This is a genomic window from Herbaspirillum sp. NPDC101396 (assembly GCF_044767365.1).
GTDB lineage: Bacteria > Pseudomonadota > Gammaproteobacteria > Burkholderiales > Burkholderiaceae_D > Herbaspirillum.
In genome coordinates, this window is the sequence record NZ_JBIWNT010000002.1 from 180,372 (window position 1) to 204,175 (window position 23,804).

Here is a 23,804-nt window from a genome sequence, read left to right on the forward strand (position 1 = left end):
TAGTGCGTGCATTGCCTGCTCGCAACGCTTTGCGTGAGCGCGAAGCAAATGAAGGTGCACGGCGGATTAAAGCAAAAGACTGTTTTTGAAAATAAGGTTATGCATGAAGATTCTCCTCCTCAATGACGAGTTCTACACTACCGGCGCGAGCATCGCGATGCTGCGCCTGGCCGAGCGCCTGGTGCAGAACCACGAAGTATCCGTAATGTCGCGCATCGAAGGCGAAGGCGAGATCAAGAAGAAGTTTGAAGAACTCGGCATCCCCATCGTCAAGGATATCCAGGCCGGCGCGATCGACCTGCTGATCGCCAACACGCTGTTGTCGGGCGCGCATGTCGCCGCCGCGGCGCCGAAGATTCCGGTGATCTGGTGGATCCACGAAGCCGAGATCGGCCGCGACATGATCTTGCGTTTCCCGCAGTTGGCCGATGGTTTCAAGCATGCGTCGCACATCGTGTTCCAGACCGAATTTCAGCGCATCGTGTACGGCAGCTTCCTGTTCGACAGCCCGGCCACGGTGCACGTGCTGCCGTTCTGGAACGATGCGATCTATCGGCAGCAAGACTTGCAGCCAGAGCCGAAACCGGCCAAGAAAAAACGCATCGTGTCGATCGGCACCATCGAGCCGCGCAAGCGCGTGTTCGATACCATCATGGCGGTGGAGAGTCTGGACGCCGAGCTGCGCAACCAGATCGAATGCGTCTTCATCGGCAAGTACCTGCAACTGCCGGAAGGCACGCAGAAACTGGTGGACGCCTTCCCGGACCGCTATCGCATGCTGGGCGAATTGCCCAACGAAGTGGCGCTGTCCTACATGGCATCGGCCGATCTGTTCGTGCTCGCCAGCGACAGCGAATCGCAGCCGCTGACGATCTGGGAAGCGTTCGAGCTGGAAGTGCCGGTGTGCCTGTCTGATCTCGAAACCTATCGCCACGTCGGCCTGCGCCATGCGCGCAACGTCATGATGCATCCGGTCGGCAACCTCGAAATCCTGGCCACCAACATCCGCCTGATGCTGACCAGCGAATCGCTGCGCAAGAGCGTTACCTCCGCCGGCAAGAGCCTGTTGCTCAAGAACCTGACGAGCGACTGGACCGACACCTTCGAACGCCTGGTGTACCGAGTCCAGACCGAAGCCGAAATCAAGAAACTGGGCTTTTGAGCCTGCGCCGGGTTGTGCGGTCGCACGGTCCGGCAATCATCTGAATGAGACGAGAAAAATGACTTTCAACCAACGCGCAACCACGCTGCTGCAGCTACCGCTTTCCCCATTGACCTGGGACGGCATCCTCAAGGAATGCGACCGGCTCGAGCAGGAATTCATGCAGATTCCTTCCGGCTACAAATGGGCGCTTGACTACAAGCGCTTCCAGGTGGAGCAGGCGCGCAGCAACAACAGCGCCGCCCTGACGCACCTGAAGACGGCCATTGCCGCGATGCCGTACAACAGCGACATCATCGGCGACTACAAGGAATTGGTGAAGAAGACCTCGGGCGTCAAGAGTCTGGTACTGATCATCTCCAGCAAGAAGAGCGAAGCCAAGGCCCAGCGACTGGCGGCGCAGCTCGACAACGCCAACATCGAATACATGATCGTCAGCGGCTCAGACACGCCGTCGATCAAGCATGTGCGCGCCTTGCAGGTGGATGCGCCGGACAGCTACGAAGGCGCGCCACGCAAGGTGGCGGGGGCGTTGACCTGGGTCTACGAAAACATCGGCAACAATGTCGGCGTGCTCAAGGTGGAAGACGGCATGTCGCTGCGCGATCCCGCCAAGCTGCGCCAGGCATTGAGCACGTTGGCCCAGGAAAACGGCTATGTTGGTGTGCGCTCGGCCAACCTCGATCACGACCGCTGCCTGCATTGGGGAAAATGCAACGACGCCAAACTCAATCGCAGCGTCTACGGCAAGCCGGTATTGCGTCCATGGGCTAACGGCGCCGCCTATTACCTTGGTGCGGGTCCGCTCGAGAAAGTCGTGCTGGCGCTGACGCGTTTCCCCGGACTGTTCGACGGTGAATATTACGAAGACAAGCTGGTGGGAGACGTGTTGGTGTTCGAAGGCGTGGAACCGAAGTTCATCAATAACTACGACGATTTCGGCCTGACTGCCGGTCTGTAGTCTGTAGTCGTACGAAAACCGGCGGCGTTCTGCATGTGCAGACGCTGCCGGATGACTCTGCAATCAGAAGAAGTCGATCGGCTGCTGCGCGTCGTATTCCGTATCGCAGCGGCGCAGCACGTCATGGCGCAAGGCCCGGTAGCGCTGCAGGTACGCCACATCGTTGGAGTTGAGGTAGGCCTGCTTCAGCGCATCCAGAATAACCATCTCGTCGCGGCAGGGATAGAACATCGGATTGCCGATGCGCATGGCATCGACCGGTATGTTCACAACACGCAGTTCCGGCATCAAGGCCAGCACCAGCGAGCCGATGCGCTCCATGATGAAGACCTTCATCTGCACCGTGCTCTTGCCGTAATCGGTGACTTCGGTCAGCTTTCTGGCGAGGGTGCTGTCGCCGGCCTCGGCAATCTCGAACATGCGTTCGTTGATGGCAAACCATTTTTCCCAGAACACCGGCTTGGCGATAATGTAGTTGCAATACACCGTGCTGCGAAAATCGTTGATCAGCGTATGGATGTCAACGTCCAGTCCGACTGCGCGCATGAGCTCGATGGTGATGGGCAGCATTTCCGGATGGCGGCGGTTGCCTTGTTCGAACACGCTGAGGTAGCAGGCGGCGTCCGACATGGTCGGCGAAAAGGTGTAGACATCGGCCCCCGGATTGGCGTCCATGTGGCCCTTGACCTGATGCGCCTGCAAACCGGTCTTGCTGTGGAAGATGGGCGACAGGAAGCCGTAATACGCGTCGGCGTCGAGATCATTGCTCAGGAAGTACGTGCGGATACCCCAGTATTCGCGCCAGTCTGCACGCGGATTGCCGACGATCTCCAGCGGGATGAAACCAGGATCCAGCATGCGACGGCTAGCGTCGTCATAATGGATTTGCAGTATGTTCTTGGTCATGGTGGCGGCGTCCGAGGTTGGCGCTGGTGCGGCAGCGGCGGTTGCAATTGGTCGTGCCGTCGCGGTCGGTGCGGCGACGTTTTGAGGCTTGCCGGCGATGCTGCTGTAGACGGCGTCATACAGCGCCGCCTTGGCGCGCAGGTCGAAATCGCGCTGCACTTCCTGTTGTCCGGCCAGCGCGATGGCGCGGCGTTTGGCGGGTGATTCGATCAGTTGCGTGATGGTGTCGAGCCAGGCCCGGTCGTCGTTGGGCAGCAGGAAGCCGGTCTCGTCGTGCGTGACCACCTGGTTGTACACGGTCACGTCGCTGAACGCCGAGGCGATGCCGGCGGCCGAATAATCCAGCCACTTGATGTAGCTCTTGCACTGGTTGTACTCGTCGCTGGCCAGCGGGATCAGGGCGATGTCCCAGTTCCATTGCTTGAGCTGGGCTGCGTAGTCGACGTATTCGTGGATGAAGCTCTGGAACCTGGCGTTGGGATGGTTTTCCCACCCGGCCGGGCAGTGCCAGCCGACGAAGTGGATGCGCAGCCGCTCGCCGTAGCGTTCGCACAGCGTGCGCAAGGACTTTTCCACCAGCGCAAAATTGGACGGCTGGATCGACGAGCCGAGCAGGCCGATGGTGATCGTGCCGCCGGCCTGTTCCGCATTAGGGACTGGACGGAAGAACAGTTCGAAGTCGAGGTAATTCGGCAGCACGTGCACATTGGGATTCAGCGCGCGGTACTTGTCGGCCAGGAATTCGGTGGAGACCACGATCGCTTTCGCGCGGCGTGCGGTGTATTCGATGCCTTCCTTCCAGCTGGCGCCGGCGGCGGCTTCGGGATGGTCGTGTGGGATTTCATTGAGCAGGTCGTCGGACTCGTACACCACCGGCTTACCCAGAGCGAAAATCGCCTCCAGCGCAGTGATCGGCAGCAGGCCGGGTGTGAAGCGGTGCAGCAGGATGAGGTCGGCGCTGTCCACCGCGTCGGTCATGATGATGCCGTCGCGGATGCCCCAGATCAGCTCCCATTCATCTTCCAGGTGGGCGAACGGGCGGATCAGCCGGATCTGCGGGCAGGGGCTCCAGGTGGATTCGACGGTATAGATCAGGATGCGTTTCTTGCGACTCACAGCTGCTTTCCTCATGGTTGTTGCTGCCGATGTCCGGCCTGGGGACATGGCGGCGGTCCGGCGGCAACGCTCCGCGCCGGCCGGGGATCATTTTGCCAAAACACTGAATAGTCATGGGAAAACCAGCGTTTTGCGGCGCTTTCGGCGCCAAATATAACGTACAATTTTCCACAGACTAGCCTGCCGACGCGCAGTAAAAGCGCCGAAAATGCGGCTGGAGCGGGCTTGAAGCAAATCGGAAACCATATTATGCCGCCGCCGGCACGGGCGCTATCCGTTGAAATGACCTATGTTTGGGGGTGTTTGTGAAAGTTGTGATTCTTGCAGGTGGCCTGGGAACGCGTCTCGGCGAAGAGACCGACGTGCGTCCGAAGCCGATGGTGGAAATCGGCGGCAAGCCCATCCTGTGGCACATCATGAAGAGCTATTCGCACTTCGGTTTCAATGAATTCGTGATCCTGCTCGGTTACAAGGGCTTTCTGATCAAGGAATACTTCGCCAACTATTTCCTGCATCAAGGCGACGTCACCATCGATCTGGTCGACAACAAGGTTGAGGTGCATCGCAACAAGTCCGAGCCCTGGAAAATCACGCTGCTCGAGACCGGCCTGCATACGCAAACCGGCGGCCGTTTGCTGGCGGCGCGCGATTACCTCGGCGACGAAGATTTCATGCTGACCTACGGCGACGGCGTGGCAGATGTCGACATCAAGGCGCTGGTAGCCCATCACGACAGCCACAAGGCGCTCGTCACCATGACCACCGTGCAGCCGGAAGCACGTTTCGGCATGGTCAACACCGACGAAAACGGCTACATCAACGATTTCCGCGAAAAGCCGCCCGGCGACCTGGGCTGGATCAACGGCGGCTTCATGGTGTGCCGTGCCGGTGTGTTCGACTATCTGAACGACGGCGAAGCCACCATTTTTGAACGTGCGCCGCTGGAAAACATCGCCCGCGACGGCATGCTGCTGAACTGGCAGCACCACGGATTCTGGAAGTGCATGGATACCCTGCGCGACAAGATCCAGCTCAACCAGCTGTGGGACAACGACGCGGCGCAATGGAAAAAGTGGGCGTAAGTCAGCGCTCATGAAGACCATCACCACCGATATCGCCGGCGTGCTGCTGGTCGAAACCGACCGCCGGCGCGACGAGCGCGGCGGTTTTGCACGCTGGTTCTGCGACACCGACCTGGCCGACGCGCTGCAGGGCGCCGCGATCCGCCAGATCAACCACTCCCATACGGTACAGCGTGGCAGCGTGCGCGGCATGCATTTCCAGCATGCGCCGCACGCCGAGAAAAAAATCATCCGCTGCCTGACCGGCAAGATCTTGGACGTGGTCGTCGACCTGCGCCGCGGCTCGCCGACCTTCCTGGCCTGGCGCGGCTTTGAGCTTGAGGCAGGGGACGACCGCGCCCTGCTGATTCCGGAAGGCTGCGCCCATGGATTCCAAGCGCTTACCGACGAAGTGCAGATGCTGTACCTGCACACCGCTCCCTATACCCCGGCGGCTGAAGGCGCGTTGCGCTACGATGATCCGCGCATCGCCATCGCCTGGCCGTTGCCGCCGCAAAACCTGTCCGAACGCGATCTCCAGCATCCATTGCTGAGCGCCGATTTTTCCGGGATAACCTTATGAAATGCCGTCATTGCCAGACCGAGTTGCACGATACCTTCATCGACCTCGGTTTTTCGCCGCCGTCCAATGCCTACCTGCGTCAGGAAGACCTGATGCGTCCGGAAACCTATTACCCGCTGCGGGTGATGGTGTGTCGTTCGTGCTGGCTGGTGCAGACCGAGGACTATGCGCATTACGACCAGCTGTTTGAATCGGATTACGCCTATTTTTCATCGACCTCGACGACATGGCTCAAGCACGCCTCTGACTACGTCGACATGATCGTCAGCCGCCTCGGCCTGGGCAAGGATTCCAAGGTGGTGGAGCTGGCTGCCAATGACGGTTATCTGTTGCAGTACGTGCAGCAACGCGGCATCCCTTGCCTCGGCGTCGAGCCGACCACCAGCACCGCCGACGCGGCGCGCGCCAAGGGCATTCCGATCGTTGAAGAATTTTTCGGCGTCAAGCTGGCGCAGGAGATCGTTGCGCGCGACGGCAAGGCCGACCTGATTGCCGCCAACAACGTGCTGGCGCATGTCCCGGACATCAACGATTTCCTCGGCGGCATGGCGGTGTTGCTGAAGGATGAAGGCACCATCACGATCGAGTTCCCGCATCTGCTGAACCTGATTGAGCAGAGTCAGTTCGACACGATTTACCATGAGCACTTTTCCTATCTGGCGCTGGGCAGCGTCGACCGCATGATGCGCACACTGGGTTTGCGCGTGTACGACGTGGACCAGATCCCGACGCACGGCGGCAGCCTGCGCGTGTACGCCTGCCGCCTCAACGCTGCGCATCAGCCGGGCGCAGCGCTGGCGCGCGTGCAGCTGCAGGAAAAGGAATTCGGCCTGGAGGCCATTGAGACGTATCGGGGATTCCAAGCCAGGGCCGAGGCCATCAAACTGGGCCTGCTGGAATTCCTGCTGGAACAGAAGCGTGCGGGCAAGAAGGTGCTGGCCTACGGCGCCGCCGCCAAGGGCAATACTTTGCTCAACTATTCCGGCGTGCATGCCGACCTGCTGTCGCTGGTGGCCGACGCCGCTGCCTCAAAGCAGGACAAGTACATGCCGGGCAGTCACGTGCCGATCGTGACGCCGGCAGCTTTGCTGGCGTCGCGCCCGGATTACGTGCTGATCCTGCCGTGGAATCTTAAAACGGAAGTTGAAGCGCAATTGGCCGAGATTCGCAGTTGGGGCGGCCGGTTCGTCATCGCCGTCCCTGATCTGCAGGTCTGGTAAGCACCCGAAAACAAAAAAACACGACACGCGTCATGAGCATCTATCTCTATCAGATTTCCCGTCATCCCGAAGTCGGTTTTTTGTCATTGCAGGAAGGCGATCGTCCGGACTGGGGCGACTATGCGGCGATCCGCGCGTACTTCGTCAATGAGGTCGTCGACGAAGAGGCGCTGTACGGATTCTTTCCAGCCGGGTTTGCTGAACAGAGCGGCATCGCCGCCGCCGACATGGTGCAGTTCGTTGAGCGCAATCCCGGCAACGATGCCTATCTGTTCGTGCCGAACCAGCGCGATGCGACCTGCTTCCTGAATGTGTTCGAAGAAGCCGAGTTTCGCCATCCCGGCTTCCGCCAGCTGGCGCAGGACTACCTGGACGCCGTCGGCCTGTCGCTCGATCTGCGCGAGTTCGTCACCGACTCCCGCGCCACCGCGCATACCGGCAATGTGCTGGCCAAGCCGGTGTTCTGGAAGACCTGGTTCGACCTGTGCGAACAGGTTTTCGCCGTGGCCGAGTCCGGCGACGGCCCGCTTGCCGCCGGATTCAATGCCGCTTCGGGCGATGCTTCGCAGGCGCCCTTGAAGGTCTGGCTGACTGAACGCGTCGCCTCGCTGGTGCTGGCGCTGGATCAGCAATTGCGCATCGCCGTGTACGATCACGCGGCGCGGGCATTGCCGGATCTCGCCTCGTTGGCTTACCGCGACAAGTTGCCGCGACTTGACGCTCTGAAGCGCGACTATCTCGCGACCGGCGACATCGCGCTGATCGACGGCTTCCTGGAACTGCGGAACAGCATCCTGCAATACGCGGGAAAAATACCGGCAACGGTGCAGACGCCTGCGCCAGGCGGCATCCCTGCACGCGATGCCGAGCTGGTCTACGGCTGTATCACCCACGTCGAATTGCCGATCCGCTTCCCCGATTTCGTCACACCGATTTACCTCGGCGATTCGCAGGCTCCCGGACGCATGAATTTGCGTGATCTTGCGCCGAAATGGGTGCCTTACCATCCCATCGTCGGTGGCATGGTCGGCAACTTCGCGCTGCGCAACTACATTCTCGAGCATCATCCCAAGGTCAAGCGCATCGGCGTGTGCATGTACCGCAAATTCATTTCGCGCGAGCGCATCAGCGGCGTGCCGGCGGAAGACAACTGGATGATGGACGTGGTGTCGGACAAGGAGCTGGAGCGTCAGAGTTTCGACAGCATGCTCGATCCAGGAGCCGGTGACCTGCTGGTCGGCAAGACCTGCGGATTTCTCTCGGATGGGCAAAGTGCCGGCTACCTCAGGCACTATGCAAGTGCACATCATGTGGAAGACCTGCTGCGCTTTGCAGCGGCCGCGGTGGAGCTGGGCGTCCTGCACAGCCGTGAAGTGGAATTGTTTTTCGACGAGCGCGTGTTCTTCATGGGCGGCGTCGAACTTGGCGTGTTCCCGGCCGCGTTCTGGCTCAAGAGCATCGCCGACATCGAAGCGGTGGCGTGGGCTTGCGTGCAGCGCTACCAAGTCAAGCGCGAAGGTTATCAGTCACGCGCCTGGGCGTTCTGCGCCGAGCGGCTCGGCAGCTATTTGCTGTTGCGCTACCTGCGCTCGATCTGCGGCGGCGACAACTTCGAACAGTATATGGGCCAGTTGAACCTGATTACACGCGGCGACCAGACGCTGTACGTACCTAGCAACTGATACGTTCATTTTCTTCCGGCGAGATCGACTGCCGGAAGAAACTCACGCCTTCCTCATACCAGTTTGCGTCCATCGGCCAGGCCGTATTCACCCACGATATCCTTCAGGCAAGCGGCGACGTCGGTTTGCCATGACGGCATCGTCACGTCGAAAGTCGACGCCAGTTTTGCGCCCGACAGACGCGAACTCTTGGGACGATGCGGCGGCACGGGGTAGGTGCTGGACGGCACCGGGGCAATAACGGCGCTGCCGCCGACCCTGATCGGGACATTCAAGGCCTGCAACTGATCGACGATGAATGAGGCGTAGCCGTGCCAGGACGTTTCGCCGGCGGCGGTCAGATGATAGATGCCGCTGGTGTCGCGCACGCGATCGCGAGAAATCTGTGCGCTGCCATTGAGCAGCAGGCGGGTGGTCATGTCGCTGATGGTCTTCGACCAGGTGGGAGCGCCGAACTGGTCGCCGACGATGGTGAATTTTTCCTGTTCCTGCGCGAGGCGAATCACGGTCTTGAGGAAGTTGCCGCCGCCGACGCTGTAGACCCAGCTGGTGCGCAGGATCCAGTAGGCTTCGCAATTGCGGGCGATGGCTTCTTCGCCGGCGCATTTGCTCTGGCCGTAGACGTTGATCGGATGGGTCTTGTCGCCTTCTTCGTACGGTGTGTCTTTCGTGCCGTCGAAGACGTAATCGGTCGAATAGTGTACTAACGGCGCACCCAGCCGTTGTGCTTCTTCAGCGATCACGCCGGGCGCCTCGCCGTTGATGCGCGTGGCCAGCTCCGGTTCGCTTTCGGCCTTGACTACAGCGGTGTACGCGGCCGGATTGATGATCAGGTCGGGGCGTGCAGCGCGGATGGTATCGCGCACCTGGTCCAGGTCGGCCAGGTTCATCTGCGCACGCGAGAACGAGACGATCTCGGCCTTGCCCAGCAGGCTCAGCGCCAGTTCATTGCCGATCTGGCCGCTCTGGCCGGTCAATAGTATCTTCATGCGAATACCTCGGCGTCGGCCAGCAGTTTGCCCTGGACGTCCTTGGCCGACAGCACGGGGTCGCCCGTGATCCCCCAGTTGACGCCGATGGCGGGATCGTTCCAGAGGATGCTGCGCTCATGCTCGGGCATCCAGTAGTCGGTGGTCTTGTAGAGGAATTCGGCATAGTCGCTGCGCACCACGAAGCCGTGGGCAAAGCCGGGCGGTACCCATAGCTGGCGTTTGTTCTCGGCCGAGAGCACCACGCCGATCCAGCGCCCGAACGTGGGCGAGGATTTGCGAATGTCGACGGCGACGTCGAGTACTTCGCCGGCAGTCACGCGCACCAGCTTGCCTTGTGGATGCTGTATCTGATAGTGCAGGCCGCGCAGCACGTTGCGTGCGGAGCGCGAGTGATTGTCCTGTACGAAATCGGTGGCGATGCCGGTCAGTTCATGGAATCGGCGCGCGTTGAAGCTCTCGAAAAAGAAACCGCGGTCGTCGCCGAACACCTTCGGTTCGACGATCACGACTTCAGGGAGGTCGGTGGGAATGATTTGCATGACTCAGTCGCTCAGTAACTCGGATCGGTTAGCAGGCGCAGCAGGTATTGGCCGTAAGCGTTCTTCTTCAACGGCGCGGCCAGCTTCTCCAGTTGCTCGGCGTCGATGTAACCGCGGCGATAGGCGATTTCTTCGGGGCAGGCAACCTTCAGGCCCTGGCGTTTTTCGATGGTGGCGATGAACTGTCCGGCTTCCAGCAAGGACTCATGCGTGCCGGTGTCGAGCCAGGCGATGCCGCGGCCCATCAGTTCAACCTGCAACTGGTTGCGGTTCAGGTAGGTGTTGTTGACATCGGTGATTTCGAGTTCTCCGCGCGCTGAAGGTTTGATGCTGTCGGCGATGTCGCACACCTGGTTGTCGTAGAAGTACAGGCCGGTGACGGCGTAATTCGATTTTGGTTGCTGCGGCTTTTCTACGATGCTGACCGCGCGGCGGCTCTTGTCGAATTCAACCACGCCGTAACGCTCGGGATCGTTGACGTGGTAAGCGAAAATCGTTGCACCGTCGGCCCCGGCCGAGGCTGCGCGCAACTGCGTTTCGAACTCGCGGCCGTAAAAGATGTTGTCGCCGAGGATCAGCGCCGACGGTGCGCCGTCGATGAACTGGCGGCCGATGATGAAGGCCTGTGCCAGACCGTCCGGCGAGGGTTGTACCGCATAGCTGAGGTTCAGGCCCCACTGGCGGCCGTCGCCCAGCAATTCGGTGAAGCGCGGCGTGTCCTGCGGTGTGGAAATGATCAGGATGTCGCGGATGCCCGCCAGCATCAGGCTGGTCAGCGGGTAGTACACCATCGGCTTGTCGTAGATCGGCATGAGCTGCTTGGACATCACCGTGGTCGCCGGATACAGGCGCGTGCCTGAGCCGCCGGCGAGGATGATACCTTTGCGTTCGGGCAGGATGCGTGCTGCTGTCGTCATGATTTTTCCTTGCTGCCGTAGTGGAGTTCCAGCCATTTCAGATAACCGCCCGAGCGCACGTTGGCGACCCATTGCGGATTGTCGAGGTACCAGCGCACGGTTTTGGCGATGCCGGTTTCGAAGGTGTCGGCCGGCTTCCATTCGAGTTCGCGCTCGAGTTTGCGGGCGTCGATGGCGTAGCGGCGATCGTGGCCGGGGCGGTCCTGCACGAAGGTGATCTGGTCGCGATAGCTGCCTGCGACCTTGGGCCGGAGTTCATCGAGGATGTCGCACAGCGTATGGACGACGTCGAGGTTGGCTTTTTCGTTCCAGCCGCCGATGTTGTAGGTTTCGCCCGGCACGCCGCGCGCCAGCACTTCACGAATCGCGGTGCAATGGTCGCCGACGAACAGCCAGTCGCGTATCTGCTGGCCATCGCCATAGATTGGCAGCGGCTTGCCGTCGAGCGCGTTGAGGATGACCAGCGGAATCAGTTTTTCGGGGAAATGATAGGGGCCGTAATTGTTGGAGCAATTGGTGGTCAGCGTCGGCAGGCCGTAGGTGTGATGGTAGGCGCGCACCAGATGGTCGGATGCCGCCTTGGACGCAGAGTAGGGGCTGTTTGGCGCATACGGCGTGGTCTCGCTGAACGGCGCGTCGTCCGGGCCTAGCGTTCCGTACACTTCATCGGTGGAGACGTGCAGGAAGCGGAAATCTTCCTTGATGCCCGCAGGAAGCGCAGACCAGTATGCCCGTGCCGCTTCCAGCAAGGTGAACGTGCCGTTGACGTTGGTGTGGATGAATTCGCCGGGACTGTGAATCGAGCGGTCAACGTGGCTTTCGGCGGCAAAATGCACGATTGCGCGCGGCTGGTACTGTTCAAACAAGGCATCAATCGTTGTCCGATCGGCGATGTCTGCCTGCACGAAGTGATAACGCGCGTCGCCGTCCAGGCTGCTCAGGTTATAGGGATTGCCGGCATAGGTCAGTTTGTCGATGTTGAGCACATGCTCATCGTTACCCGACAAATAGTCGAGGATGAAATTGCTTCCGATGAAGCCGGCGCCGCCTGTGACAAAAATCATGATCTGTTCCAGTGTTCAGTGCTTAGATTCGGAAACCGTTCGGATTTCCCTGTTGCCAGCGCCAGCTGTCGGCGCACATGGTCTCCAGCGAGCGCGTCGCTTCCCAGCCGAGCAGCGATTTTGCCAGCGTTACATCGGCATAGTAGGACGGCAGGTCGCCCGGTCGGCGCGGGCCGATTTCATAGGCGATGCGCTTGCCGCAGGCTAGTTCGAAAGCCTTGACAAGGTCAAGCACGCTATGGCCGTGGCCGCTGCCGAGATTGACGGCAAAGCATTGCGGTTGCTGCAGATGGGCCAGCGCCTTGACATGGCCGATGGCGAGATCTTCAACATGAATGTAGTCGCGCACGCCGGTTCCGTCGGGCGTGTCGTAGTCGCCGCCCCAGATGTTGAGTTTGTCGCGTTTGCCGATCGCCACCTGGGTGACGAAGGGCATCAGGTTGTTCGGTGTACCTTGCGGATCTTCGCCGATCAGGCCGCTGTGGTGTGCGCCGACCGGATTGAAGTAGCGCAGCAAGGCCACGCGCGAATCCGGTTGGGCGATATGGAAATCGCGCAGCATGTCTTCGATCATGAGCTTGCCGCGGCCGTAGGGACTGGTGGAGGACAGCGGGTGATCTTCCGTGTAGGGAAGAAACTGCGGCACGCCGTAGACCGTTGCCGAAGAACTGAACACGATGGTCTTCACGCCGGTAGCTTGCATGGCTTCCAGCAGTCGGATCGTGCCGACGACGTTGTTGTCATAATAAAGCAGGGGTTTGGCGACGGATTCGCCTACCGCCTTGAGACCGGCGAAATGGATGACGGCGTCGCAGGCATGCTCGCGCAAGGCGCGTTCGATCGCGGTACGGTCGCGGATATCGCCGTCCACCAGCGTCAGCGATTTCCCGGTGATTTGTTCGACGCGGCGCACCGCCTCGGGGAAACTGTTGCAGAAATTATCGAACACCACGACCTGGTGCCCGGCCTTGAGCAGTTCCACGCAGGTGTGCGAGCCGATGTAGCCGGCGCCGCCCGTAACCAAAATATTCATGCTGATTCTTGCCTGAGTGACAGAACGCTGGATTATGTCAGATTCTGGTAGAACTCAATCTGGCTTTCGCTCAGCGCCCGCAAGTCCTCGTTGTTGATGTAACCGCCGTACCACTGCGCGGTCAGTTCCAGCGCGGTGTAGAGCTCCATCTTGGGAATCCAGTCCAGCCGCTGGCGTGCCTTGGAAATGTCGAGACGCAGAAACGCTGCTTCGTGCGGTGCGCCAGCCTGGCTTTCGAGGCGCACTTCGACCGGCGGCACTTCGTTCTTTTGCAGCGAATGGTTGAACGTCGCGCAGAGCTGGCTGACTGTTTGCAGATCGGTATCAGCAGGACCGAAGTTCCAGCCCTCGGCGAATTGCTGGCCCGACTCATACAGTTTTTGCGCCACTTGCAGGTAACCCGACAAGGGCTCCAGCACGAATTGCCACGGACGGATCGCGTGCGGATTGCGAATGCTGACGGCTTCTTCCTTTTCCAGTGCGCGGATGAAGTCCGGGATCAGGCGATCGTTGGCGAAATCGCCGCCGCCGATGACGTTGCCGGCGCGCACGGTGGCGATCCCCGCCTGGGTGTCGCCGCCCTGCTGGAAGTAGGAACGGCGATACGCCGAGGTCACCAGTTCCGCCGCGCCTTTGCTGCTGCTGTACGGATCGTGGCCGCCCATCGGGTCGTCTTCGCGGTAGCCCCACAGCCATTCGCGGTTTTCATAGCATTTGTCGCTGGTCACCACGATCACCGAGCGCACGCTCGGCGTATGGCGCACTGCCTCCAGCACGTGGGCGGTGCCCATCACGTTGACGGCGAAAGTGTCGATCGGCGTGTTGTAGGAGTCGCGCACCAGCGGTTGCGCCGCCAGGTGAAACACCACGTCCGGCTGCACCGCGGCCATGGTGTCGCTCAGATGCTTGAGGTCACGCACGTCGCCGGTGGTGGTCTGGACGCAATTCTGGAGACGCGCCAGATGGAACAGGCTCGGATTGGTCGGCGCGGGCAACGAATAGCCGTAGACCTTGGCGCCCCAACGGTGCAACCACAAGGTCAGCCAGCTACCCTTGAAGCCGGTATGGCCGGTGATGAATACGCGCTTGTCGCGCCAGAATTGTGCTGCCATCAAACTTCCTCATGCACGAAATAAGCAGTGTCGGCATGGGCAGAGGTGCGGATGGTGGTTCCATCACGGTGGCGGAAGGGTTGATCACCAACTTCCTTTCTGAGGCCCCCTGCGGCTGTCGCGACTTTCTTGATTTGATTGATATTGTGGCCCTTCTGCGAATTGCCCGAGAGTACTGGAAATTACGCAGATGACGGTCAAATTAAATCATGGGGGGCAACGGCTTCAAGCGATGATCAGGAGGGTATTTGGCATCCAATCCGTGCAAATATGCGGTTTGTAAATAATTTTTTACGCATAACGGCGCGCAAAGTGCGTCGTTATGCTTAACCGATATTTACTTTGCAAGTTAATCGCCGAGATGGAGGGAGATCACATTCTGCCCGGCAGGTGCGCCGGTCGAGCACGGATCTTCATCGAACGCGATGTCGCCGTTGGCGTCGGCTTCGCCGGTGGCCTTGAGGTTGGCGAAGTCGAACAGGTTGCGGTCCATCAGATGCGACGGGGCGACCGTCGAGAATGAGGCAAAGATGTTGTCGACGCGTCCCGGGTATTTCTTTTCCCATTCGCGCATGAGGCCTTTGATCTGCTTGCGTTGCAGGTTTTCCTGGCTGCCGCACAGGTCGCACGGAATGATCGGGAATTCCTTGACCTCGGCGTAACGCGTGAGATCGGCTTCCTTCACATACGCGAGCGGACGGATGACGATCTGCTTGCCGTCGTCGGACTGCAGCTTGGGCGGCATGCCCTTGAGTTTGCCGCCGAAGAACATGTTCAGGAAAAAGGTCTCAAGGATGTCGTCGCGATGATGCCCTAAGGCAATTTTTGTGGCGCCCAGTTCTGTTGCAACGCGGTACAGGATGCCGCGGCGCAAACGCGAACACAGCGCACAGGTGGTTTTGCCTTCCGGGACCACGCGCTTGACGATGCTGTAGGTGTCCTGGTTTTCGATGTGGTACGCCACGCCCAGTTTTTCCAGATAGGCAGGCAGGATGTCGGCCGGAAAGTTCGGCTGCTTCTGGTCCAGGTTCACCGCGATGATGTCGAAGTGGATCGGCGCGCGCTCGCGCAACGTCAGCAGGATGTCGAGCAGTGCGTAACTGTCCTTGCCGCCGGACAGGCAAACCATGACCTTGTCGCCGTCCTCGATCATGTTGTAGTCGCCGATGGCCTGCCCGGTCAGGCGGCACAGGCGCTTGTGCAGCTTGTTGTTCTCGTAGGCGATTTTTTCCGCCTGCTTGACCGAAGTCGTGGCCTCGGCAAGGTCGGTGGTGGCGGCAGCGGCGCTGGCGGCGAGTTTGGCGTGTTCGAGCAGATCGTTCATCTTGGGTCCTGCAAATAGAGGGTTCAGAGCGCTTTTCAGAGCACTTCTTTGACGCGGAAGACTTCCACGCCGACGGAATCACAATCGGGATAGACGTCCGGTTTTTCGGTGGAGACGCGCACGGCGCGCACTTTTGGATGCGCCAGCATGGCCTTGACCACGTCGTCGCACAAGGTTTCCTGCAAATGGATATGGCCCTGCGCCATGCGCTTGGCGATGGTGCTGCGGATGAAGTCATAGTCGACCACTTCCTGCAACTGGTCGTGTTCCGGGGTCGACATGGCCAGCGGGATGAACAGGTCGACGTTGATCAGGATGCGCTGCTCGCCCTTCTTCTCGAATTCGTGCACGCCGATGTTGATCAGCACTTCATAGTTGCGCAGGAACAAGCGGCGGCAATCGTTCAGTTCGGGATGAGAAAGAGAAAACATGGAATCCAGACAAGAGATAAATGAATAAAAACGAAACGCCTATTTGGCGAGGAACATCACGTCGCGTTGCAGCGGCACCAGGTGCTGGCCGCCGTCGACCAGGATCGTCGTGCCGGTGATCGCCTGCGCGGTGGCGACGAAACAGACTGCGGCGGCGACATCGTCCGGCGTGCTGCTCTTGCCCAGCGGCGTCACGCGATGGGCCTTCTGGAACCCGGCCTCGCTCTGGTCGGCCGAGACCAGGGTGATGCCCGGTGCCACGCCGACCACCCGCACGCGCGGCGCCAGCGCCTGCGCCAGCAAGGTGGTGGCGCTTTGCAGCGCGGCCTTGGACAGCGTGTAAGACAGGAAATCGGGATTGGGATTGTACAGCTTCTGGTCGAGCAGGTTGATCACCACGGCCTGGCGGCCTGCGGGCGTGGCGTCATACAGGGCTTGCGCCAGCAGCACGGGGGCGCCGACGTTGGCGCGCATGTGGGCGTCCAGTGAATCCATCGAAAAACTTTCGGCGCGGTCTTCGCGAAATAGCGAGGCGTTGTTGACCACGCAGGCCACCGGGCCGAGCCGGCCGGCCTGGCGCACCAGCGTGCGCACGCCGGCTTCGTCGGCCAGTTCGCATTGCAGCGCGATGGCGCGGCGGCCCAGCGCAGCGATTTCCGCCACCAGCGCTTGCGCCTCGGCTGCCGATTTGCCGTAATGCACGGCAATGTCCCAGCCGTCGCGCGCCAGCGCGAGCGCAATCGAGCGGCCGATACGTTTGGCGGCGCCGGTGACGAGGGCAACTTGTTGTCGGGACGGAATCATGATGTTCATTTCGTGGTGGATGCCCATGGGGCGCAGCGCTGCATGGCGACAGGAGCCAATTGCGAAGGCAGGGGCGGATTCAAATACAATACGCCCCATCATGCAACTGCAACTACCCGAACCTTCCGCCGACGCGCTTGCCGCTTCCCGCTCTCTCCAGCTCCTGATCGCCGACGATATCCGGCGCAATGGCGGCTGGATTTCGTTTGCACGCTATATGGAGCTGGTGCTGTATGCACCCGCGCTGGGCTATTACAGCGGCGGTGCGGCCAAATTGGGCAAAGACGGTGATTTTACAACCGCACCGGAAATTTCGCCGCTTTTCGGCGCTACTTTGGCGCATTTGGCAACGGAATTGTTTCCGCAGACCGGCGCCGCCATCATGGAGTTCGGTGCCGGCACCGGCAAACTGGCCTTCGATATCCTGAGCGAGCTGCGCGCCGCCGGCAGGTTGCCGGAGCACTATTACATCGTTGAAATCTCGTCGCAGTTGCGCGCGCGGCAACAGGAAAAGCTGCGCGACTTCCCGCAGGTGCAATGGCTGGACAGCCTGCCGCCGACCTTTTCCGGCGTGGTGATCGGCAACGAGGTGCTCGACGCCATGCCCGTGCAACTGGTGGTGCGTAGCGAGCAGGGATGGCTGGAGCGCGGTGTGGCGCTCGATGATGCGGGCGCCTTCACGTTCGCCGACCGCGCCGGCGACGCCGCTCTGGCGGCGCAGATCCCCGACGGCGACGCGCTGCCGGTCGGCTACCTGAGCGAAGTCCACCCCATCGGCGCCGCGTTCATGCAATCGCTGGCGACAATGTTGCAGCACGGGAATGCTGCGGCGCTTCTGATCGATTACGGCTTCCCGGCGGCGGAGTACTATTTCCCCGGACGTGCCCAGGGCACGCTGATGTGCCACTACCGCCACCATGCGCACGCCGATCCGTTTTACTTGCCGGGCTTGCAGGATGTCACCGCCCACGTCGACTTCACGGCAATGGCGCGTGCGGCGATCGAAGGCGGCCTGGACGTGCTGGGCTACGCCAGCCAGGCGGGATTCCTGCTCAGCGCCGGCATCGGCGAACTGTTGCTGCGCACGTCGCCGGAACAAAGCGCACAATACCTGCCGCAGTCCAATGCCGTGCAAAAGCTGATTTCGCCGGCTGAAATGGGCGAGTTGTTCAAGGTGCTTGCCGTGGGCAAGAACGTCGACTGGCCCGAGCGTTTACTGGCGCACGACCGCACCCACCGCCTTTAACCTGAAAGTTCATATGATTCGTTGGGTCGTCGTCATCTTCATCGCCGTGATCGTGTTTTCCAGCTTGTTGCCATGGCTGGAAAAGCTTGGCATCGGCCGCCTGCCGGGCGACTTGCGCTTCAAACTGTTCGGCCGCGTGTTTTCGCTGCCGTTTGCATCGACCATCCTGATTTCGGCGGTGGTGTTCTTGCTGGCGCGCTTCCTGTAGGAGACCGCCATGCGCATCCTGCTGGTCGAAGACGATCTGATGGTGGGTGAAGCGGCGCGCAAGGGTTTGCGCCAGGACGGTTTCGCTGTTGACTGGGTGCAGGACGGCGCTGCGGCGGCGCTGGCATTGCGCCAGGAAGATTACGCGCTGGTGCTGCTCGACCTCGGGCTGCCGCAAAAGAACGGCCTGGCCGTGCTGCAGGAATTGCGTGCGGCCGGCAACAAGGTGCCGGTGTTGATCGCGACCGCGCGCGACGCCGTCGCCGATCGCGTGGCCGGGCTGGATGCCGGCGCCGATGACTATCTGATCAAACCTTACGACCTCGAAGAACTCTCGGCCCGCATGCGCGCCTTGCTGCGCCGCCAGGCGGGCCGCGCCGACACCCTCATCCATGTGCGCGACGTCAGCCTGAATCCGGCCACGCGCGAAGTCTTGCTGCAAGGCCGGCCGGTGACGTTATCTGCGCGCGAATTCACCTTGTTGCAGGCTTTCCTGGATCGTCCGGGCGTGGTGCTGTCGCGCGCCCAGCTGGAAGAAAAACTCTATGGCTGGGACGACAGCGTCGACAGCAACGCGATCGAAGTTCACATCCACGCCTTGCGCAAGAAGCTCGGCAGCGACTTCATCAAGAACGTGCGCGGGATTGGCTACCTGGTGCCCAAATGAACTCGATTCGACGACAACTATTGCTGTGGCTGGCGCTCGGCCTGAGCGCCGGCATCCTGCTGGCCGGCATCGCGCTGTACTTCCAGGCGCGCGGCGAGGCCAATGAAATCTTCGATTATCAGATGCGCCAGATCGCCGCTTCGTTGCCGCGGCAGGCCTTTGCGCCGATCGCACCGGGCCAGGATGCGCCCGGCCTCGATGACGAAATCATGATGCAAATCTGGGACAGCACCGGCACCGTGATCTACCACTCGCACTCGCGCAGCGTCATGCCGCAGCAGGCCGAGCTCGGTTTCGCCGATGTCCCGGGGCCGGGCGGCATGTGGCGGGTCTACAGCGCACAGATCGGCAATACCGTGGCACAGGTGTCGCAGCCGCAGAGCGCGCGCAAGCAGGTGGCGGCGCAGGCGGCGGTGAAGACGGTGATGCCCTTGCTGTTGCTGTTTCCCTTCCTCGGCGCGCTGATCTGGATCGCGGTCGGCCATGCGCTGGCGCCGGTGCGGCGCGCCGCCGCCGACGTCCAGTCGCGCGACATGCATACGTTGGCGCCGGTGGCCGACCACGGCCTGCCGCAGGAAATCCGGCCGCTGACCCATGCTTTCAATGATCTGCTCGAACGTCTGCGCCAGGCCATGCAGACGCAGCGCGCTTTCGTCGCCGACGCTGCGCATGAGTTGCGCACGCCGCTGACGGCCTTGCGTTTGCAGGCACAACTGGCCGAGCGCGCCGGCGACGACGAAGAGCGTCGTGCTGCGTTCAACGATCTGCGTCACGGTCTCGAGCGCGCCACGCATCTGGTGCATCAGTTGCTGACGCTGGCGCGCCAGGAGCCGGGCGTGCAGGAAATGGCGCCGCTGGAGCTGGCGCCGCTGCTGCGTAGCGTGGTGCAGGACTACGCGCCGCTGGCTGAACACAAGGGCATCGATCTCGGCATGACCGCGCAGGTGGCTGGTGCAGTCAATGCCAATACCGACGCCTTGCGCATCCTGTTCGGCAACTTGTTGTCGAACGCGCTGCAGTACAGCCCGTCCGACAGCGCCGTTGATGTCGCCATGCGGACCGACGGCGATGGGTTGGTGGTCACCGTGGAAGATCGCGGCCCTGGCATTCCCGAACAGGATCTGGAGCGCGTGTTCGATCGCTTCCACCGCGCTGCCAACGTACTGCCGTCGCAACCGGGCAGCGGCCTCGGCCTGGCCATCGTGCGCCAGATCGCCGATTTGCATGGTGCGCTTGTCCGTCTGGAGAATACCGGCACGGGCTTGCGTGCCGAGGTCCGTTTCGCCAAAGCCAAGGTGTAACAGTTTGTTTCCTTAAGTCTGTCTTAATTTTCGCGACTTACGCTGCATTCCATCGGGTGGAGAAACCACCTCTTTCGCAAGGAGTGCACCATGAATCGCCGTACCGTTTTCGTTCGCAATACGCTCGCCATCGCACTGGCCGCCGTCGTCGGCGGCAGCTACGTGTACTTCCGCGGCGCTGAACTGCCAGCGGCGCAGGCCGCGATCCTGCCGGCGCCGGTGGCTGCTGCGGCTGCTACCGCTGGCGCTTCCACTGCCGTATCCGGATTGGCGACGCCGACCGATTTCTCCGGCATCGTCGAGCGCGCCGGCCCGGCGGTGGTCAACATCAGCGTCACCGGCAAGGCGAAACGCGTATCCGACGATGCTTCCGACGACGCCGATCCCAACGATCCGTTTTCTGAATTCTTCAAGCGCTTCGGCCCGCAATTCCAGCAACAGCCACGCACGCCGCAAATCATGCGCGGTCTCGGCTCGGGCTTCATCATCAGCCCGGATGGCCTGATCCTGACCAATGCCCACGTCGTCGACGGCGCCCAGGAAGTCACCGTCAAGCTGACCGACCGCCGCGAGTTCAAGGCCAAGGTGCTGGGCGCCGACAAGCAGAGCGATATCGCCGTGATCCGTATCGCTGCCAAGGATCTGCCGACCGTGCAGATCGGCAATCCGGCGCTGATGAAGGTCGGCGAGCCGGTGCTGGCGATCGGCTCGCCCTACGGCTTCGACAACACCGCCACGGCCGGCATCGTCAGCGCCAAGTCGCGCGCCCTGCCGGACGACAATTACGTGCCGTTCATCCAGACCGACGTCGCCGTCAATCCCGGCAATTCGGGCGGCCCGCTGTTCAACCTGAAAGGCCAGGTGGTTGGCATCAACTCGCAGATCTACAGCCAGACCGGCGGCTATCAGGGCCTGTCGTTCTCGATCCCGATCGATGTCGCGATGAAGGTCGAGCAGCAACTGGTCCAGCACGGCAAGGTGACGCGCGGCCGTCTCGGCGTGTCGGTGCAGGAAGTCAATCAGGCGCTGGCGGAATCCTTCGGCCTGAAGAAGTCGGAAGGCGCGCTGGTCAGTTCGGTCGAGAAGGCCAGTCCGGCCGAGAAGGCGGGCGTGCAGCCGGGTGACGTGATCCTGCGCTTCAACGGCCAGGCCATCGATCACTCGGTGGACTTGCCGACGCTGGTGGCCGACACCGCGCCCGGCACCACGCAGAAGATCGACGTGATGCGCAACGGTGCGCTCAAGTCGCTCAACATCACGGTCGGCGAGCTGAAGCCGACCAAGGAAGCAGTGGCCAGCCGCAACGAGCCGCAGGGTCGGCTGGGGCTGGCAGTGCGTCCGCTGGACAAGAACGAACAGCAGCAGATCGGCGTGCATGGCGGGCTGCTGGTGGAAGACGTCAACGGTCCGGCGGCGGTGGCGGGCATCCAGAGCGGCGACGTGATCCTGTCCTTGAACGGCAATGCGGTGACCAGCGTGGAGCAATTGCGCAGCCTGGTGGGCAAGGCCGGCAAGAGCGTAGCGCTGCTGGTGGAGCGCGGCGACGACAAGATCTTCGTGCCGGTGTATTTGAACTGATTCAGATCCAGATTCAGATGTAGTTGAGGCAATAAAAAAGGCCGGATCGCAATAGTGTCCGGCCTTTTTTCATGCGCAGGAAAATTCAATCCCAGCGATGCTTGTCGCCGTCGGTGATGGCGTCGTTGTCGCTGGCGAACATGGCCTCCAGTTCTTCGCGCGCCTGCACCGCCATCGACACCATCTGCTGCTGATCCTTGTAATGCGGATAGAGCTTGTGCAGCGTCTCGATGTTGTGGGCGCGGAATTTCATCGCGGCGCGGTGTGCGCGATATGAACCGAAATCCAGCTGGCGCAGCACCTGGCGGCCCATTTGCAGCGCGCTCTCGAAGGTCTCGCGCTCAAGCACCGTGACGCCGCGGTCCATCAGGTCGTACAGGTGCGTGACGTTGCGCGCGCGGGCGGCGATCTTCAGGTGCGGGAAGGCGCGTTGCACGGCTTCCACCAGCTTCAGGCTGGCCGGCGCATCGTCGATGGCGATCACGATCAGGCGCGCCTTGTCGGCGCCCGCAGTGCGCAGCAGGTCGATGCGCGTGGCGTCGCCATAAAACACCTTGAAGCCGAACTTGCGCAGCGATTCGACCTGGTCCGGATCGTGGTCGAGGATGGTCAGCCCGATGCCGTTGGCGTGCAGCAGGCGGCCGACGATCTGGCCGAAGCGGCCGAAGCCGGCGATGATCACCGGATTGTCCTGTGGCTCGATGTCATCCTCCGGTTGCCTGCCGCGCGCCTGCAGGCGTGGCAATATCACGCGATCGTGCAGCAGTAGCAGCAGCGGGGTGATCACCATCGACAGCGCCACCACCACCACCAGGATCGACGAGATGCGCGGCGTCAGCACTTGCGCGGTCGCTGCGGCGCCGAACACCACGAAAGCGAACTCGCCGCCTTGCGACAGCAGGAAGGCAAAGAAGATCTGCTGGTCGCGCGGGATGCGGAAACATTTGGCCAGTCCGTACAGCACCGCAGTCTTGATCACCAGGAAGCCCAGCACCATGCCGAGGATCAGCCACGGCTGTTCGAGGAAGATGCCGAAGTCGACCGACATGCCGACGGCGATGAAGAACAGACCGAGCAGCAATCCCTTGAACGGCTCAAGGTCGCTTTCGAGCGCGTGGCGGTATTCCGAATCGGCCAGCAGCACGCCGGCGAGGAAGGTGCCCAGCGCCATTGACATGCCCACCGATTGCATCAGCAGGCAAGTTGCGATCACGAGCAGCAGCGAGAAGGCAGTGAAGATTTCGCGCATGTCGGTTTTGGCGATGATCCGCAGGATCGGGCGGATCAGGTAGCGGCCGCCGAAGATCAGCAGCGCAATCACGGCGACCACCTGCAGCGTGTGCAGCCAGCCCTGGCCGCTGCCTTGCGCCACCGCTACGCCCAGTAGCGGAACCGCCGCCATCATCGGGATCGCGGCGATGTCCTGGAACAGCAGGATGGCGAATCCCGCAGAGCCGGCCGGCGTCGCCGTCAGCTTGCGCTCGCCCAGCGTCGCCAGCGCAATCGCGGTGGACGAGAGCGACATGCCGAGCGCGCCGATCAGCGCCACGCGCCAGTCGATGCCGACCGCCAGCGCCGCGCCGAACAGGCCGAGGCTGACCAGTCCGACTTGCGCGCTGCCCCAGCCGAAGATGTGACGGCGCAGCGACCACAGCCGTTTCGGATCGAGCTCGAGGCCGATCAGGAACAGCAGCAGCACGACGCCGAATTCGGAGAAGTGCAGGATGTCCTCGACCTCGCTGATCAGTCCCAGGCCCCAGGGACCGATGGCGATGCCGGCCAGCAGGTAGCCGAGCACGGCGCCCAGGCCCAGTTTCTTGGCGATGGGTACGGCGACGACCGCGGCCAGCAGGTAAATCAGCGGATGCAGCAGAGTTTGTTCCATGGTGTTCTTGTGG

22 protein-coding genes are annotated in these 23,804 nt (G+C 61.5%); 11 read left to right on the top strand and 11 right to left on the bottom strand.

The window, feature by feature from the left end:
* Positions 1 to 103: 103 nt before the first annotated feature.
* Both ACIROY_RS05760 and ACIROY_RS05765 read left to right on the top strand, forming a co-directional pair.
* Positions 104 to 1,162, top strand: a complete 1,059-nt coding sequence (locus tag ACIROY_RS05760) for a glycosyltransferase family 4 protein (RefSeq protein ID WP_402340440.1) — start codon at positions 104 to 106, stop codon at positions 1,160 to 1,162.
* A 58-nt stretch (positions 1,163 to 1,220) separates the two neighbouring features.
* Positions 1,221 to 2,123 carry a hypothetical protein gene (locus ACIROY_RS05765; RefSeq protein ID WP_402340443.1) on the top strand — a complete coding sequence of 301 codons (903 nt, stop codon included), beginning with the start codon at positions 1,221 to 1,223 and terminating at the stop codon, positions 2,121 to 2,123.
* Positions 2,124 to 2,186: 63 nt separating this feature from the next.
* Here the strand turns inward: ACIROY_RS05765 and ACIROY_RS05770 are convergent, their stop codons facing one another.
* Positions 2,187 to 4,145 carry a hypothetical protein gene (locus ACIROY_RS05770; RefSeq protein WP_402340446.1) on the bottom strand — a complete coding sequence of 653 codons (1,959 nt, stop codon included), beginning with the start codon at positions 4,143 to 4,145 and terminating at the stop codon, positions 2,187 to 2,189.
* Positions 4,146 to 4,450: 305 nt separating this feature from the next.
* On the opposite strand from ACIROY_RS05770, the gene rfbF reads away from it, so the two are divergent.
* From rfbF to ACIROY_RS05790, 4 genes are read left to right on the top strand one after another with little or no spacing between them, the layout of a single operon-like run.
* Positions 4,451 to 5,227 (top strand): glucose-1-phosphate cytidylyltransferase, encoded by a 777-nt coding sequence (gene rfbF / locus ACIROY_RS05775; RefSeq protein WP_402340449.1) that lies wholly within the window; start codon positions 4,451 to 4,453, stop codon positions 5,225 to 5,227.
* A gap of 10 nt (positions 5,228 to 5,237) precedes the next feature.
* Positions 5,238 to 5,789, top strand: coding sequence for a dTDP-4-dehydrorhamnose 3,5-epimerase family protein (locus ACIROY_RS05780; RefSeq protein WP_402340452.1), 552 nt, complete (start codon positions 5,238 to 5,240; stop codon positions 5,787 to 5,789).
* Complete coding sequence (locus ACIROY_RS05785) at positions 5,786 to 7,009, top strand: methyltransferase domain-containing protein (RefSeq protein ID WP_402340455.1); 1,224 nt, start codon at positions 5,786 to 5,788, stop codon at positions 7,007 to 7,009. Before ACIROY_RS05780 ends, ACIROY_RS05785 begins: the two co-directional genes overlap by 4 nt.
* Positions 7,010 to 7,041: 32 nt before the next feature.
* Positions 7,042 to 8,691: a hypothetical protein gene (locus ACIROY_RS05790; protein ID WP_402340458.1), complete on the top strand. Its 1,650-nt coding sequence runs from the start codon at positions 7,042 to 7,044 to the stop codon at positions 8,689 to 8,691.
* A gap of 53 nt (positions 8,692 to 8,744) precedes the next feature.
* On the opposite strand, the gene rfbD is transcribed toward ACIROY_RS05790, so the two are convergent.
* The 9 genes from rfbD to ACIROY_RS05835 form a co-directional block, all read right to left on the bottom strand.
* Positions 8,745 to 9,680 (bottom strand): dTDP-4-dehydrorhamnose reductase, encoded by a 936-nt coding sequence (gene rfbD / locus ACIROY_RS05795; protein WP_402340461.1) that lies wholly within the window; start codon positions 9,678 to 9,680, stop codon positions 8,745 to 8,747.
* Positions 9,677 to 10,222 (bottom strand): dTDP-4-dehydrorhamnose 3,5-epimerase, encoded by a 546-nt coding sequence (gene rfbC / locus ACIROY_RS05800; RefSeq protein ID WP_402340464.1) that lies wholly within the window; start codon positions 10,220 to 10,222, stop codon positions 9,677 to 9,679. The genes rfbD and rfbC overlap by 4 nt, the downstream gene beginning before the upstream one ends.
* 11 nt (positions 10,223 to 10,233) lie before the next feature.
* Complete coding sequence (rfbA, locus tag ACIROY_RS05805; protein ID WP_402340466.1) at positions 10,234 to 11,139, bottom strand: glucose-1-phosphate thymidylyltransferase RfbA; 906 nt, start codon at positions 11,137 to 11,139, stop codon at positions 10,234 to 10,236.
* Positions 11,136 to 12,203: a dTDP-glucose 4,6-dehydratase gene (gene rfbB, locus ACIROY_RS05810; protein WP_402340469.1), complete on the bottom strand. Its 1,068-nt coding sequence runs from the start codon at positions 12,201 to 12,203 to the stop codon at positions 11,136 to 11,138. Before rfbB ends, rfbA begins: the two co-directional genes overlap by 4 nt.
* Before the next feature lie 22 nt (positions 12,204 to 12,225).
* Positions 12,226 to 13,236, bottom strand: a complete 1,011-nt coding sequence (gene galE, locus ACIROY_RS05815) for a UDP-glucose 4-epimerase GalE (RefSeq protein ID WP_402340472.1) — start codon at positions 13,234 to 13,236, stop codon at positions 12,226 to 12,228.
* 32 nt (positions 13,237 to 13,268) lie between these two features.
* Entirely contained in the window at positions 13,269 to 14,348 is a 1,080-nt protein-coding gene (gene rfbG / locus ACIROY_RS05820) for a CDP-glucose 4,6-dehydratase (protein ID WP_402340475.1), read from the bottom strand.
* A 349-nt stretch (positions 14,349 to 14,697) separates the two neighbouring features.
* The gene (ttcA, locus tag ACIROY_RS05825) at positions 14,698 to 15,672 is read right to left on the bottom strand and encodes a tRNA 2-thiocytidine(32) synthetase TtcA (protein WP_402277382.1); all 975 of its coding nucleotides are present in this window, start codon (positions 15,670 to 15,672) and stop codon (positions 14,698 to 14,700) included.
* Between the two features lie 35 nt (positions 15,673 to 15,707).
* Positions 15,708 to 16,103 carry a dihydroneopterin aldolase gene (locus ACIROY_RS05830; RefSeq protein WP_402277380.1) on the bottom strand — a complete coding sequence of 132 codons (396 nt, stop codon included), beginning with the start codon at positions 16,101 to 16,103 and terminating at the stop codon, positions 15,708 to 15,710.
* 39 nt (positions 16,104 to 16,142) lie between these two features.
* Positions 16,143 to 16,934 carry an SDR family oxidoreductase gene (locus tag ACIROY_RS05835; RefSeq protein ID WP_402277378.1) on the bottom strand — a complete coding sequence of 264 codons (792 nt, stop codon included), beginning with the start codon at positions 16,932 to 16,934 and terminating at the stop codon, positions 16,143 to 16,145.
* Positions 16,935 to 17,007: 73 nt separating this feature from the next.
* On the opposite strand from ACIROY_RS05835, the gene ACIROY_RS05840 reads away from it, so the two are divergent.
* The 5 genes from ACIROY_RS05840 to ACIROY_RS05860 all read left to right on the top strand — a co-directional run bounded on the left by ACIROY_RS05840 (position 17,008) and on the right by ACIROY_RS05860 (position 21,906).
* Positions 17,008 to 18,153 carry a class I SAM-dependent methyltransferase gene (locus ACIROY_RS05840; RefSeq protein ID WP_402277376.1) on the top strand — a complete coding sequence of 382 codons (1,146 nt, stop codon included), beginning with the start codon at positions 17,008 to 17,010 and terminating at the stop codon, positions 18,151 to 18,153.
* A 13-nt stretch (positions 18,154 to 18,166) separates the two neighbouring features.
* Positions 18,167 to 18,361 (top strand): DUF2905 domain-containing protein, encoded by a 195-nt coding sequence (locus ACIROY_RS05845; RefSeq protein ID WP_053200312.1) that lies wholly within the window; start codon positions 18,167 to 18,169, stop codon positions 18,359 to 18,361.
* 9 nt (positions 18,362 to 18,370) lie between these two features.
* Complete coding sequence (locus ACIROY_RS05850; protein ID WP_402277374.1) at positions 18,371 to 19,027, top strand: response regulator; 657 nt, start codon at positions 18,371 to 18,373, stop codon at positions 19,025 to 19,027.
* A complete protein-coding gene (locus tag ACIROY_RS05855; protein ID WP_402340478.1) occupies positions 19,024 to 20,328 on the top strand; it encodes a sensor histidine kinase in 1,305 nt (434 codons plus the stop codon). The genes ACIROY_RS05850 and ACIROY_RS05855 overlap by 4 nt, the downstream gene beginning before the upstream one ends.
* 90 nt (positions 20,329 to 20,418) lie before the next feature.
* Positions 20,419 to 21,906 carry a DegQ family serine endoprotease gene (locus tag ACIROY_RS05860; protein ID WP_402340481.1) on the top strand — a complete coding sequence of 496 codons (1,488 nt, stop codon included), beginning with the start codon at positions 20,419 to 20,421 and terminating at the stop codon, positions 21,904 to 21,906.
* An 85-nt stretch (positions 21,907 to 21,991) separates the two neighbouring features.
* Here the strand turns inward: ACIROY_RS05860 and kefC are convergent, their stop codons facing one another.
* A complete protein-coding gene (kefC, locus tag ACIROY_RS05865; protein WP_402340484.1) occupies positions 21,992 to 23,791 on the bottom strand; it encodes a glutathione-regulated potassium-efflux system protein KefC in 1,800 nt (599 codons plus the stop codon).
* Positions 23,792 to 23,804 lie beyond the last annotated feature (13 nt).